The organism is Olleya marilimosa CAM030 (genome assembly GCF_000518485.1).
Classification (GTDB): Bacteria; Bacteroidota; Bacteroidia; order Flavobacteriales; family Flavobacteriaceae; genus Olleya; species Olleya marilimosa.
On record NZ_JADR01000001.1, the window covers coordinates 646,788 to 661,426 of the forward strand.

Genomic DNA, 14,639 nt, shown 5'->3' on the forward strand with positions numbered 1-14,639 from the left:
AATGCAAGAACATTAAAACAGTTTGTACAATAACGTTTATTGGTATTTAAGTTTGCTATCCTTTATTAAAAGACACGCCAACTAAAAGAGATTCAGTATCACCAGCAACCGAAATACTATTACCTTCATATAATTCTGGTAATAGGTTATCTAAAGGATCTAAATCTATAACTTGATAACTATTTTTATTAATTGTGCTTTTAATAACTGATGTAAATTTGTCTTTTAGCTTTTGCTTAATATTTCGTGCAATGATACGGTCCAATTCATCAGTTACCCAAGATGTAACAATACCAAGGGAACCTAACCATCTACCAAATACTCTAGCTTTTACTTTCATTGTTGACTGACCCATAGACTCAAGTGTTGAGTACATCCCTATTGTTGAATTCTTTAGGTCAAATCCAACTTTTAGCTTTATCGATGTAGGTAAGCCTTTAACACTTGCTGTTCCAATAAGAACTTTACCAACGCAAGGCACCTTACCATATAATCGAATATTACTGGAAATTTGATAGGTTAAATCTGCTGTACCTCGAGGATCTGGGTATGGTGGAAAATCAATTCTAATTTTTTTACATCTAAAGCTTACACTCGTTGACATTTTAAAGCTTATACCTCCTCCTCTAGAATCATTATAATTAAAGTCTCTACCTATAGCTTTACAAATTTTATCAAAAATAGATTGTGTTATGTATAATGAGGCAAATCCTGGGTCATCAGTTGTTCTTGGAGGTGTAATTGGAGGTATCCCTGTATGAGAAACATTCAATTCGTATTCTCCATTTGGTAACTGTACTTGCGTAATTTGAGTTTGAAGTTGAGGAACTCTATCTACAAATGTGCATTCTTGACGCGACAGTAATTCAATACCACCTTCTGGGATAATAATTAAATTACTATTGACCAATTTAATATTCCAGCCACCTTTTAATTTAATGGAGTTAAAATGTTTACTAACATCAATATCTTCAACAGTTGCTAATGCTGCATTTACTATCTTTCTAGGTAATGTATACGCAATACCACCTTCAATTCTAAAAACAGTTTCACTATCTATATTTATACTTTGCATTGCAGCTTGTCTAGTAGGACTTTCAATAACTTCTGAATCATAGATATCTATTTCATAATCTGAAAACGTCAAAAGTGGTGCAGCGATGTTAATTTTTGTTGAAACGGAATTTACCTTTATTACAATATTACTAAAGCTTTCATTTACATTATTAGTGGGATGAACCATTAAGGATAATTCAAAATTTGGGATAATATCACATTGAATTTCACCATTATGTTCTCTAACATCCACATCAAAATCCCGTGTATCAACTGATAAGTTCATATATGTTACGCTAACGTCAGGTTGACCTTCTATTGGAAATGTCATTTTCCCAATTTTTGCACCTGTCTCATGGATACTAGTTAAAAATAAAAGCCTAAATGCTTCTTTAGAAAATACAATTGCTGGTTTTTCCCCAGCTAATGGTTTAACATCAGCATGAATGTCTTTTTGGGATATTCTAGGAGAATTGAATGCCGTTTTTTTTGAAGTCATTATAATACTATTTTAGGTGATTGAAATTTAATTGCTTTGCGATATTTTTTTCCAAGCATCTTCATATGTTAAGCCAATAAGTGAAGGAAAATCTATTCTTTTAATTTCATTTCTAATTTCTTGTGAAAGGTCAGAACTGCCATTAGTGCCATCTGCAATAATAAATTTATTCAAAAATTTTAATGATGCATCAATGATTTTTTGATCCACACGATTATCAGAGTTAGTTCCTAAAGATTGAATTCCAGGTTTTAAGTCAGTTAACAACTGAGAAGCATCAGAAAGTAATTGATTATCTTTTGCAAATAAATAAACCATTCTAAAAGAATGTTTATCGTATAATGCCTTATATTTCATTCCTTCTGAAGACGTTTCTAAGTATTTTTCTTTAAACTCTTGAATGACTTCGATAACCGTATTTTCATCGGTTTTGTTTTCATTCATTACATAATTTACCGCACATGTTCTATCCTGTCTTCTATCACTGCAAGTCTGTCGACTAGGTCTAAAAGATCCAATTATACCTACTTCTGCAAAACCATTATTTACAGCATTAAACTCATTTGAACCGTTACCAAATAAATCTCTTACAGCTTGTAAACATCCAGCTCGGGATTCTTCAAAGGTGGCATTTGGATGTAAATAACGGACTAAACTTCTATAAAAAACACGAACTGCAGGTTGTAAACCAATGTCTTGCGCTATATTAAAAAAGGCTCTATTATGAATACCACTATTTGTATGCACGCCTTCTGAATCATCACATGTACTAACCCAATTATCAGCATTGTCTGGTTGACGATATGTTGTGGGAGATGATATACTTCGTATAATTCCTAATGCGCTACCTTCGCCAACAGTCCAATCATCATCATCAACAGCCATAGCCATAATATCACTGTAGCTTTCACTTAGGGCACCAGACTGCCATGCATATATTAAATCTGCTTGAGAATTATCTGTTATTGCATGAGTAAACTCATGAGCCACAATGTCTAAAGTGCCCATATTATCGCCATAGACAAGCCAACCACTAGTCCAATAAGCATTTCGATAATTAGTTCTATAATTAGTCACAGAATTAATCTCTTCTCCATTACCATTATAACTATCTCTTGAATGCGTATTCATAAAATAGTTATACACTAACCCAGAATTATCATGGACTTCGTTAATATCGACATCTGCACTCGGATTAGAAGATTCATTACGTACAAGTACTCCTGGCAGATTATTTTGGTTTTGAGCACTATATGTATTTCTGTATCTAATATCCTTTATCTTATTAATAACTTCAATTAACACACCATTAGTTGCATCTACAATTAATTCGTTCCAACTAGGAATACTATCATTAGCACGTTCTTGTATCCAGACTAGCCTAGCATTTTCTCCTGAAATAATACCTTCTTTATCAACAAATAATGCTAAGTAAGGCTCATTTACTTCATATGATTCTGGCATAGCTAATTCACCAATAAAACGAGCTTCATTAAGGTCAATATTAATTGGATTTAATTCTTCTCTAAGAGAAGGAATCAAATTTGAACTAATAGCTGTAACTATATCCTCTTTATCAATGTGCAGTCTTAAAAATGATTTATACACAGGGTAACCTTTATGATGTTGATGAAAATTATGGTTATGCATCCCAATTTCATCGATAAAAGTAGTGTCTAATACTAATTTAGTTGTTTCAATATTAACTTTAAAAATTTCTCCATGTTCCTTTATAAGACTGTTTCCAATTAATTCAATATTTAAGTCCGAATCCTTTTTATTTAAAAGTTCAGCAATTGGTATTTGACATGAAATAAATGAAGGAACATTTCGATACATGTTCATTGTAACCAAAAGACTATCATTAGACTTCATTTCTAATTTTAGAAGTGGTGTAATTTCTTTTTTTCTAGCACAAGTAGTTAAAAATATGCCACTCAAAATAAAAATGAGAATGTATTTTAAATTTTTCATTAGTAGAGGTGTATATTAAAGTTTTGCTTATAATTATAAACGTAATATTATATCATTCTTGTAAAATAGAATAATTCATTTTTTAGTTCATAAATTAATTTAATCTCACTTTTAATTATATGATATAGGAATATGATATTTAATAATGAAAACTAATAAAATAGCTAAAACCAAAACATACCCAATAGTGAGTAATTCATAAAATTTGCAATTGTAATTCTTAAACAGAGAAACTTTAATTACTAATAATAAGTGATTACGTAAATATAATAAAACTATTTTAATATAACCCATTCCACACACATTCCACTACGCTCCTATCGTAGCTTCGTAAAAAGAGTGTTCCATTAACATTGCAGAAGAAACTTTAGAGAATAAATTTTTTAAAGAAACTGTAGTAACAACTTTCGCTTTTAACCAAAGCTCAAGTTACATAACGCAGAACATTATAGTACATTTTGCAACAATTAGCGAAATAGTGCTTTTGGGTAATATTTGACATAATTACAGATATAAAGGCTTAACCTTGTATATATAGTAATTATGTTAAGCTAATTATTACTTCATTAGAATAATTTAGAACTCTAGCTTTTATATTTATGCTATTTGTAAAAATTAAATATTCTGTACAATCATTCAATATTTTTTAAATACGCGATTCTCAGGAGTATGAATTTTCATACAATAAATAGCGTGTCAAATTTTAATAGATTTGTTACAAATTATGTAAAATAGAAATAAACGATATGTTCTTCAAAAATTATCAAACAAATTGCTGATTAATAATACAATCTAAAATCAAGTAGTTTACACAATTTGTAATGTCTTTGATGTAATTCTTCCACAACATCAAACATATTATCGTCTTCTTTAAATAAATTAAAAAAGGCAATATCAAGATTAGAACTGGTTATTCCGTTATATTCATAACCATAACCTGAAATAGCTTTTGCTCCAGTAATATCTAAAAAATATTGAGCTTCTTCTTCGTCTAAATCTAAAACTTTTATATTAGAAAAATGTAGAATTTTTCCTTGTAGACGACCTTCAAAAAGTTCGGCAACTTCTTGTAAACTATAGTTATAATCGTTTAAAGTAATACTATTAGCTTCACCAGTTATAACTAGGTAAATTATTTCGTAATCATTAAAATTATGATCATCAAGTACTAACGTATTTATGTTATTTTCTAAACCTTCAATAGAGTCGCATGTATTATAAATACTAGCAACACCATACTGTGAGGTTAATTGGTCTAGTTTGTTTTGCGTTTCTGTAATTGTTTCTACTTCTACATCTTCAACTGCTTCTAAACAGTAAATAAAATAGTCTGTATCTACAACATGTGTTTGTGGTAATTGCTGTTTTTTTTGTAACAAATCTTAATTATTATGCTTTAAATATGGACTACAAAAATAATATATAACTTTTGTTTTTGGGTTGATTTTAACTTAGTCATAGGATTATGACTTATTTAAAAAATTAAAGGTTTGTCTATAAATTGTCTAATACACCAAGTGCAGCCTTCTCTCCTGCTATCATAGCTGCATTTAATGATCCATTTAACTGTAGGTCTCCAGCTAGAAAAATAGTATCTGTTAATCGTGTTTGGGATGGTAATGCATTGTATTTTAATTCTTTTAATTTTGGTAACGACATTGGTATGTTGTAATGCTTGATTAATTTACTGGTATTAATACCACAGTACTGTTTTAATTCGGTTTGCACACGTTGTATTAATTTGTCTGAAGGCAAGTTTTGATTATCTACAACAGTAACTGATAGTAACTCCTTATTGCCTTTTAAATCGGAATCAAGGCTAGTGTGATAAAAAATGTTATTTATTACTGCATCTTTTTCAGGAATTAAACCAATTAACGGTTTATTAATAACTCTGTTTTCAGTTTCAAAATATAACGTATCACAGCTTTGCCATTCTGTTACTTTTTTGTTTACTGTATTTACCAACTTCCTCGGTTCGGTTGCTATTATGGTAAAATCACTTTTAATCTTTTGTCCATCAACAAGAATTATTTCACTATCATTAACAGATGCCACTTTTGTGTTAAATTTAAACGTGGTACGCTTTAGATTATTTGATAGTTGTTTTGGTATAGCTTGCATACCTCCTTTTGGTAATGCAGCCTGACCTTCTCCAAACATTTTGTACACAAACTCAAACATTCTGCTGGAGGTTTCTAGCTTGTTCTCTAAAAATATTCCGCTAAAAAAAGGATTAAAAAAGTTGTCTATAATTGAATTTGAAAAACCAAATGCCATTAAATATGATTTTGTGGTTTGCTCTTGAGTTGAAAATATTTCAGATAGTGATTTTTTCTTTAATTTATTATTGAGCTTCAATATTTTAAATTTATCAGAAAGGGTTCCTACCCTAGCAAATACTGTAGATAATAATAAAGACTTATCCCTTAAAGGATCGCCAATAATTTGTTGTTTACCGTTTTTAAAAATTGAAGCTCCTGGTATAAACGATTGTAATTGTAAAGCTTCTAGATTAAGATATTTTTGAGCAGCAGGATAAGCAGTTAATAATACCTGAAAGCCATGGTCTAATTGATAACCGTCTACAATATCTGTTTTTACTCGGCCTCCAATACTGTCTGTTGTTTCAATAATAACAGGAGATAACCCATTTTTTTCTAAAACAGTTGCAGCAATTAAGCCACTAATTCCAGCTCCAACAATGTGTATTTTATAATCCTGTTTATTCACTTTATATTTTTTTTGTTTAATTATTTTTGTGTAAAGATAAACAAAATTAGTATTTTTGAGAGTAGTTATTTAAAGTTATAAACCAATAAAGCCATCATTATCATGAATTATTTAATTATTGCACTTCAAATTATAGTAGGTATAAGTATACTTAACGTATGGCTAATACAGTATAACAAGGCCACCAAATGGCGAGGTGGAAAGGCTAAAACCTTAATGGAAGAGTTTCGCGTTTATGGATTATCAAAGCAAATGTGTTACGTTATTGGTTTTTTTAAGATAACACTTGCTGTTTTATTAATTTGTGCTATTTGGTTTCCTGTTTTAAAACAACCAGCAGCTTTAGGTTTAGCTTTACTTTTATCGGGATCTGTTGTGATGCACTTTAAGATAAATGATCCATTGATTAAGTCTTTTCCGGCAGCTTTGTTTTTAATGTTATGCCTAGTTATTGCATTTGTATAATACTGATTATGAGACTATTTTGTAATAATATTGTACGCTTATATATAAATTTATAACTGCGAATAATAGAGATGGTAGGGATTGTAATATACTATCCTTAATCTTTATTCTAACTAAAAAGCCTAAAAACATTAAAATTGATAATCCTGCAGCAGCTATTACTGTTACTATTGGAATTAAGAAATAACCTAAAATTAGACCTAAAGCGCCTAACAATTGTAATATACCTGTTAGCTGTCTTTGTTTGTCTAAACCAAATCTGACAAACTCGTCTTTCATTGTTTGAGAAACAAGGCAATTAATACCGTAAAATAAAAAGGAACAACTAGATAATAGTATTGCTAAATTTAAAAGACTCATTTAAAGTATGTTATAAGATGTTTAATAAAAAAAGCTACAAACCTTATTTAAGGTTTTCTAGCTTTTTCATAACTTCTTCAGCTTCAAATGTTTTTTGGTCACTTAGTTTTCTGTTGGTAGTAGATAACGAGTGGGCTTCTTTTAAAAGCTTTTCATACTGAGCTTGTAATTTTTCTTTTTCTGTTTTCTTTTTAAATATTCCGAACATAGATTTTAATCTTTTATACTAATAACACCTTTTATATTATTGTATAAAGATACAATATGTTTAACTATACTTTGTTAAAGTTAAACAAAAGTATTGAATAAAATTTCTGTTTTTTTAGTAGACCCTCTGCTCTTATATTTTTAAGACCTTAATAAACCATAATTTTCTTAACTAATTGCTTGTTTCCATGTTTTATTTTTACAAAATATAGTCCATTTGATTGGTTTTTAAAGTCGATCAATGTATCCTTTATTTCTGTAATGGTATTTATTACTTTAATGGATTTACCAGTTATTTCAAATATTTCTAATTGAGATAACTTATTATCAAATTGTTTATTTAAAAGTTTAACCACTCTATCCGTTGGACTGTATACTATTTTTAATGCATCTATTGTAAATTCAGTATTGCTTAACGTATAATTACAAGCATTAAATATATCGTATATGTTCTCTCCTGAAGTGTTAACCGTTATTAACCTATTACCTCCAGATACTGTTGCACAAGAGTCTTCAGGTCCTGGTGTTTCGTCATTTCCCCAACCTGCTGCACTTAAGTATTTATATTCAAATGTTATTGGATAGTCTGCAGGTGTTGGAAGACGTAATGTAGCACTATGAATATTTCCATTAGCATTTGGAAATGACAATACGCTAGGATTCCAGTCAGTTAACCAACCTGCCATATGTACATTTCCGGCAGCAATAGTCCCTTCACTTGCCATATCTACATTAAAAGTTACTTCAAATCCTGTTCCTGATGTATTACAACCGTTAAAAGGTACTGCTTCTAAAACAACATCTTGGTTAGAATTATTAATATACAAGTATCTATCACCATTTGATGGCGCACATGGATAATTTGCAGTTTCTTCTGTACCCCAAGTATTACCATTTAAAAATTTGTAACGATGCCAACCTTCATTTAATGGTATAGTTACAGAATAAATACCTGTTGCGCCTTCTTCTGTAAGTATTGTTGCATTTGTAGACCATCCATTAATTGTTCCTACAACATGAATTCCGTCTGCATTTATTGTCTGGCCAGTCATATCTACTTTTAGAGTTACATTAACTTGAGAAAAACTTGGTATTGACAATAGAATGGTTAGAATTATTAATCCTGTGAAGTAATTTTTTTTCATAATTATAAATTATTTAGGTTAATAAATTAGTGTCTGCATAGCATGTGGTAATATTGTATTTTGAATTTGATAGCCACCTACAAGTAATTTATAATCAATTGGACTGTCTGTTTTATTCATTAATACTGTTACAATTTGCCCATCAGGGTTTTGAAACGACGTGCTTTCAATGGTACTTCTGCTAGTAGTTGTACTAATACGTTTTGCTTTTTGTTTAATAAATTTTGAAAAATGACCTATGTAATAATACGTTGGAGTATATATAAGTTCGTTATTTTTAGTGTCTGCATGTATTGGTGCAAAGCAAAAATTTTGAACATGGTTTGGTCCACCTTTTTCATTTAATAGGATGTTCCAATCGGTCCAACCTACTGTTCCACTATTAAAATCATTAATCATAGAGTTACCATAACGCTCTGCATTAGACCAACGATTGTATTGAGTAGGATCAAATTTTTCTTGACACCCTTCAGTGAATAGTAAATTCATTTCAGGAAAAGAGGCTTTAATATTTTTTAAATTATCGTATTTAGGTTCTCCACCAGTCCATGTTTCATACCAATGAAAACCAATTCCCCAAGCGTATTTTATAGCTTCTGGATCTTCAAAAATCGTATTAGCTCTATGCGATATTAAATCTCTATTATGGTCCCAAACTACAATGTTTTTATCACCTAAATTGTTTTTTTCAAATGTTGGTCCTAAATTATTTTTTAAGAAATCACGCTCCTCCTCTGCTGTATAAATACAAGATTCCCAGCGTTGTTTAGCCATGGGTTCATTTTGGATTGTTACACCCCAAACAGGTATACCTTCTGCTTCATAGGCTTGAATAAATTTAACAAAATAGTTGGCCCAAGCTTGGTAATATTCTGGTAATAATTTTCCTCCTTCCAGCATGTGATTATTAGATTTCATAAATGCTGGAGGACTCCATGGACTAGCATAAAACACAAGATCGTCTTTAATTATTGCTTGTGCTTTTTTAATCATAGGAACACGTTTTACTAGATCTTTTTCAATAGAGAACGTCTTCAAATCACTATCGCCTTCTTCTATATAGGTATGGCTTCCCAATCCAAAATCGCTACTATGAATACTAGTTCTAATAATATTATAGTTAATACCTTCTTCTGAATAATAGGCCTTAAGCAGCTCATCTTGTTTATCTTTACTTAATAATGAAAACACTTCTGCAGACCCATCTGTAATAGCGCCACCAATACCTAAAAATTCTTGAAATTGTTTTTTAGGATTAACAAATATGGCAACTTGCGTTTCTAAAGGTTGTTGCGCGTTATTAAAAGTCTTTAAACTATCTAAAGACAACCTTTTATCTGTGTTTTCTGCGGTAGTATAAACTTTTACGTCTTTACCCAATAAATTAATTTGCTGCTTAGCAACAGCTTCTTTTTTAATCGATTGAGTGTTATCATTTTGACTTTGACTATCTGCGTCTACGTTTTTGCAAGCAAATACAGTAACGACTACAAATAATATATAAAAACAGTTTTTAATCATTTTATTTATTTTTAATTACCAAACAAAAGTTGCTACAGCACCTGCAGGCATGGTTACAGATATTGGTTGAGTTTCTACGTTTATATTAAGGGATTTTTGTACATCAGAGTTATTTAGTACAATAACAACAATCTTATTATCAGGAGTTTTATAAGCAACATTAGGAAATTCAAAAGACGTATTAGATTCTATTCTAACAGAACCTGCTGGTACAAATTTTGAAGCATGTGCAATAATATAATATCCAGGATTACGTTGTACTGAATTCCCATCGATAGTAATGGCACCTAAACATTCTGTACAACCTCCATCAGTATGAGGGTTATTGTTTGGATCTGCAGCTAAATTCCATTGTAACACGTTTTTACTCCAATGTCTTGGTGCTCCAACTATTAACTCTCTAACATGCCAACGTATATCAGTATAGAAGTCTCCAGGTGCTTGTATCCACTGCTCTGTGAAATACACATTTTTGTCAGGATGTGCGTTGTGAACAAGAGACATATTACTTATTTGACCTGCATATAAATGAAACGCTGAACCATCAACATAACTTTTTGCTGAAGCATCATTTAAAATAGAAATCGGGTAATCGGGATTATCTAAATTATGATCAAATAGAATAATTTTAGTAGAGATGTTTTCCGTTTGAAATACAGGTCCTAAGTTATTTTTAATAAAATCTTTTTGTTGGTCAGCACTCATTACCATACTTGGATTATTGTATGGGTTTTCTGGTTCGTTTTGTATTGTAATGGCATCTATAGTAATGCCTTGAGCAGCCATAGCCTCTATGTATTTTACAAAGTAATTAGCATACGTATTATAATACTGTGGTAATAATGCTCCTCCTATTGTAGAGTTGTTGTCTTTCATCCATGTTGGTGCAGACCAAGGTGTTGCTAGTATTTTAATATTAGGATTTATAGCTAAAATCTCATTTAATACCGGAACTAAATTTGACATATCTGGATTTATTGAGAAATTATCTAAATTCTCATCCGTTTGACCACTTGGCAAGTCATTATAACTAAATGTGGTTGCATCCAAATCTGAAGCTCCAATACTAATTCTTAAATAACTAATACCAATACTATTATCTCCTGTACCAAAAAGTTCTTGTAATAATTCAGATCTTGAACTAGTGGACATATTGTTAATTAACATAGCACTTCCTCCTGTTAATGTATATCCAAAACCATCCATTTCTTGATAGCTTGTACTTTCTGTTACGTTAATAGTAAAGTTAGAGTTTGTTACCATTGGAAACAACCCATTTGTAGTTGCTTTAAGTAGATTAGCTTGGTCTGGTGAAGTTAAATAAAAATTAACGTTAACATCTGCTATTGTAGGTGGTGGATACGTTTTATTATCATCTTCGTTGCAAGCTTGAAAGGCAACTAGAAGAAGCAAAGTAAAGTAAAATTTCAAATTATATCGTTTTAATAAATTCATAAGTATTATCTTTTTATTGTGCAAATTCGTAGGTTCCTGTTTGATAATCATCATTTAAAATTATGGTTACCGTATAAGATCCATCTGTATTAATATTAAGTAGATTGGATCCACCTCCATTTATAAGGTTTCCGGTTAATGCTGTTGGATTATCACTACCAAAATCTAAATCCCATGGACTTATAAATTTGCTATCATATCCTGCTGTAAGATTTGTAGTTACAGTATATGTATTAGGATGATTATAAGTCATTGCAATCTCTTGGCGATCATCCCAAACTTGCCAATGAAACAATTTAATGTTATAATACGTCCACGTCAAAGTGGGAGCACTAAAATCTAAACTAAATTGTAAAGCTCTGTCAGTGATGACTGAAAAAGTATTATTACTCTCTATCAGAGTTAAAGTATCAGAAACTAAATCGCCATCTGGTGTCGTACTATCTGCAAGAGGTTGGTTAATCGTATAGGAAGTTCCGCTACCATCTGCTGCACTATTTAAACTGTAAACATTGCTAGCTTGCATGGGTATGTAATGGTTTGAACTAAAGGTGTCACCATCTAATAAAAATTCTTCTATCATATTTCCGTTTTCAAATAAAAACAATTGAGTTGGCGTTACTATTGGCTCTATAATTGTATCATCTATTTCAAATGAATAATTATAATTGTCTGCAGATAAATCTAACGTCACAAAATATAACCCTACTGGATTGTTTGATATATCTTCAACTGATACTCCTTGACTACTAGCATCTGCTTCTAAAACAAGCGTATTGGTTGTACCAACAATTTGTTTTAATAAATACGACCAATCTCCGTTAGCTCTAAATACAAATCCACCAGATTCTATAAGGCTTATTGAAGCTTTCCATACACTATTACCTTGATATTCCAAAGGTTGGTCTCCTCCCCAACCACCAGAAATAGGTGTACCAACCATACTCCAAAAATTAATTTGTAACAACTCGTAAGTGTTTGTGTCAAGATCTACTTTTATTCTAAATTGTCCAGAAGTGCTCGCTACTATCGCATCACCAAACGGAACTATATTACCTTCATTACCACCAAATTGTAAAGCAGGAAGTGAGCGCTCACTATAAAATTTATAGTTTTCTCCAGCAATTAAACTGGTGTAAACCTCATAAATATTAGTTAAAGCTCCATCACTATTTGTTAAACGCTTTAATGCAATTGCTTGAGATAAATCATTATTATTCTCGGTTGCTGTTCCTGAAATATACAAGCTTTGTGGTAGCATATCGTTTTCAAAACGCGTCATATTAACAGTAGTAAATGCTACACTAGTTTTACTTAAACTACTGGCTTGCACAGCTAAGGTTAATGATGCGTATTCGTTAGCAGGAAAACCTGAAAAAGCTAATGCTTGATCTAATGCTTCATAACTAATGGATAATGAAGTGTTAATTCCGTTATTTGAGGATTCTGAAATAAAAATTGGTTCAGAAAAATCCACTGTACCTTCTTGTAATAACATTACCTTATAGGTAACAGCGTAACCTAATGAAGACTCTGCTGCTTCCCAACTAAAAGTAACGGATTCAGAAGGTGTGTCTTGATCTAAAACAATACTTTGCTCAGATGTTGGTGTTAAAATTACAGGAGCACTTAGGTCCCATTCTCCCTCAGGTTGTAAGTTTCCATCAGTTTCACAGGAATAATATGTAAAACTAAGTAGTATGCTAAATATTACAATACATAGGTTTTTTGTTTTCATAGCTAATTATTAAAGTGGGTTTTGTGTTAGAGCTGGGTTTCTATCTAATTCTTGTTGCGGAATTGGTAATAGTTTTTTAGCATCAGTCATGTTATAATTTACCTGATTACCAGTTCTTAAGTCAATTTCTACTAAGGTATTCATTGTTGTAATTAAAGCATTATACCTAGCAAGATCATCCCAACGTTGACCTTCTTGAAATAATTCTAATCGTCTTTCTTTAAGTATAGTTTCTCTTAAAACTTGTTGAGAGTTACTTTGTGCATTAGTTAAATCAGGTAATTCAGCTCTAGATCTTATTCTATTTACTTCTGTTATTGCAGCTTGAAGTTGATTGGTTTCATTCAAGGCTTCAGCTTTAAGTAAAACAATATCACCATAACGAATGAGATAGGTATTATCAGAACTTGCAAAACCATTGGCATTTTTCCATTTATAACTAAATGGAATTACAGATCCTTGTGTATTCCCCCAAAATTCGTCAACCCATTGGACTGACTCAAATAAAATAGAAGCATTTTTTCTAACAATATCACCTTCAGTGTCAAAAGCATTAATTAGGTCTACAGATGGTGTAACAAATTTTCTCCAGGAATCTCCACTTACAGATGGTGGTAATAATAATTGTGGTCCATAATTACCTTCATTACCTCCAAGATATTGCACCTCAATTATTGATTCTGCATTATTATAGTTATTACCACTAAACAAATCGTTATATACTATTAATTGATAGTTAGCGCTACTAGTCTCTACAGCTTGTATGTGTAATAATACAGCATTATAATCTGGATTAGGTTGTTGTGCATATGCTTTAGCTGCTAAAGCATGAGCAGCACCAGATGTCGCTCTAGCTTTATTTATACTAGCATCATTACTATAGGTTTCAGGTAATAAGGTTGCTGCTAGCTCTAAATCTGCTATTATTTGTGCATAAACGGTTTCTTGTGTTGCTCTTGGGATATTAACAGCATCTGCATCTGTTGATGTTATTGTATTAGTAATTAATGGAACGCCTCCCCATAATTTAACTAAGGTAAAATAATGGTAAGCACGTAAAAAAATGGCTTCACCTTTTATTTGGTTTTTGCGTGCTTCAGTAAGTAAAGGGTCAGAAATATTACTAACACGCTCAATTACTAAATTAGCTTTTGAGATTGCATTGTATAGATTAGACCAATGTGTAAATATTCTAGAATGTGTAGCAGGAATTGTAATATTATCTATTTGAAAAACCTCTGGATTGTCACCACCTGCATAACAATTATCCGAACGTACATCTTGAAACAATAAATAATCCCAAACATAATACTCTGATGATTGAAAGGACTCATAAGCACCAACTAATGCTGCCTCTATTTGGCTTGCTGTTTCATAGGCATTACCACTAGTTTCCTCTGAAATAGGTTGAAGGTCTAAAAAGTCTTCACAACCAACCATTGTTGTTAGAAGTAATCCTAAAGTTAATATTTTAAATAGTTTCATA

12 protein-coding genes are annotated in these 14,639 nt (G+C 31.2%); 1 reads left to right on the forward strand and 11 read right to left on the reverse strand.

From position 1 onward, the window contains the following. Window positions 1–55: 55 nt before the first annotated feature. The 4 genes from M890_RS0103190 to M890_RS0103205 form a co-directional block, all read right to left on the reverse strand. Window positions 56–1,555, reverse strand: coding sequence for a hypothetical protein (locus M890_RS0103190; protein WP_028282138.1), 1,500 nt, complete (start codon window positions 1,553–1,555; stop codon window positions 56–58). Between the two features lie 27 nt (window positions 1,556–1,582). Beyond that, on the reverse strand, window positions 1,583–3,496 hold the full coding sequence (locus M890_RS0103195; protein WP_198018191.1) for a M4 family metallopeptidase: 1,914 nt from the start codon (window positions 3,494–3,496) through the stop codon (window positions 1,583–1,585). 812 nt (window positions 3,497–4,308) lie between these two features. Then, the gene (locus M890_RS0103200; protein ID WP_028282140.1) at window positions 4,309–4,908 is read right to left on the reverse strand and encodes a DUF6642 family protein; all 600 of its coding nucleotides are present in this window, start codon (window positions 4,906–4,908) and stop codon (window positions 4,309–4,311) included. Between the two features lie 115 nt (window positions 4,909–5,023). Next, window positions 5,024–6,262, reverse strand: coding sequence for an FAD-dependent oxidoreductase (locus M890_RS0103205; RefSeq protein ID WP_028282141.1), 1,239 nt, complete (start codon window positions 6,260–6,262; stop codon window positions 5,024–5,026). Window positions 6,263–6,364: 102 nt separating this feature from the next. Between M890_RS0103205 and M890_RS0103210 the strand changes: the two genes are divergently transcribed. After that, complete coding sequence (locus M890_RS0103210) at window positions 6,365–6,727, forward strand: DoxX family protein (protein ID WP_316929342.1); 363 nt, start codon at window positions 6,365–6,367, stop codon at window positions 6,725–6,727. 6 nt (window positions 6,728–6,733) lie between these two features. Here the strand turns inward: M890_RS0103210 and M890_RS0103215 are convergent, their stop codons facing one another. From M890_RS0103215 to M890_RS0103245, 7 genes are all read right to left on the reverse strand, one after another. Beyond that, window positions 6,734–7,087 (reverse strand): DoxX family protein, encoded by a 354-nt coding sequence (locus tag M890_RS0103215; protein ID WP_028282143.1) that lies wholly within the window; start codon window positions 7,085–7,087, stop codon window positions 6,734–6,736. Window positions 7,088–7,130: 43 nt separating this feature from the next. Continuing rightward, window positions 7,131–7,295 carry a Lacal_2735 family protein gene (locus tag M890_RS16695; protein WP_036597053.1) on the reverse strand — a complete coding sequence of 55 codons (165 nt, stop codon included), beginning with the start codon at window positions 7,293–7,295 and terminating at the stop codon, window positions 7,131–7,133. Window positions 7,296–7,443: 148 nt separating this feature from the next. Continuing rightward, window positions 7,444–8,439: a T9SS type A sorting domain-containing protein gene (locus M890_RS0103225; protein ID WP_028282144.1), complete on the reverse strand. Its 996-nt coding sequence runs from the start codon at window positions 8,437–8,439 to the stop codon at window positions 7,444–7,446. Window positions 8,440–8,457: 18 nt separating this feature from the next. Then, window positions 8,458–9,960: a glycoside hydrolase family 30 protein gene (locus M890_RS0103230; protein WP_028282145.1), complete on the reverse strand. Its 1,503-nt coding sequence runs from the start codon at window positions 9,958–9,960 to the stop codon at window positions 8,458–8,460. 15 nt (window positions 9,961–9,975) lie between these two features. After that, window positions 9,976–11,391 (reverse strand): glycoside hydrolase family 30 protein, encoded by a 1,416-nt coding sequence (locus M890_RS0103235; RefSeq protein ID WP_232219121.1) that lies wholly within the window; start codon window positions 11,389–11,391, stop codon window positions 9,976–9,978. A gap of 37 nt (window positions 11,392–11,428) precedes the next feature. After that, complete coding sequence (locus M890_RS0103240) at window positions 11,429–13,153, reverse strand: SusE domain-containing protein (protein WP_028282147.1); 1,725 nt, start codon at window positions 13,151–13,153, stop codon at window positions 11,429–11,431. Between the two features lie 9 nt (window positions 13,154–13,162). Then, window positions 13,163–14,638 carry a RagB/SusD family nutrient uptake outer membrane protein gene (locus M890_RS0103245; protein WP_028282148.1) on the reverse strand — a complete coding sequence of 492 codons (1,476 nt, stop codon included), beginning with the start codon at window positions 14,636–14,638 and terminating at the stop codon, window positions 13,163–13,165. Between the last annotated feature and the right edge of the window lies 1 nt (window position 14,639).

Bases quoted from the DNA above. Each gene is read 5' to 3' on its own strand.
- M890_RS16695 (WP_036597053.1), bottom strand. From the start codon at position 7,295: ATGTTCGGAATATTTAAAAAGAAAACAGAAAAAGAAAAATTACAAGCT.
- M890_RS0103215 (WP_028282143.1), bottom strand. From the start codon at position 7,087: ATGAGTCTTTTAAATTTAGCAATACTATTATCTAGTTGTTCCTTTTTA.
- M890_RS0103210 (WP_316929342.1), top strand. From the start codon at position 6,365: ATGAATTATTTAATTATTGCACTTCAAATTATAGTAGGTATAAGTATA.
- M890_RS0103240 (WP_028282147.1), bottom strand. From the start codon at position 13,153: ATGAAAACAAAAAACCTATGTATTGTAATATTTAGCATACTACTTAGT.
- M890_RS0103225 (WP_028282144.1), bottom strand. From the start codon at position 8,439: ATGAAAAAAAATTACTTCACAGGATTAATAATTCTAACCATTCTATTG.
- M890_RS0103245 (WP_028282148.1), bottom strand. From the start codon at position 14,638: ATGAAACTATTTAAAATATTAACTTTAGGATTACTTCTAACAACAATG.
- M890_RS0103190 (WP_028282138.1), bottom strand. From the start codon at position 1,555: ATGACTTCAAAAAAAACGGCATTCAATTCTCCTAGAATATCCCAAAAA.
- M890_RS0103230 (WP_028282145.1), bottom strand. From the start codon at position 9,960: ATGATTAAAAACTGTTTTTATATATTATTTGTAGTCGTTACTGTATTT.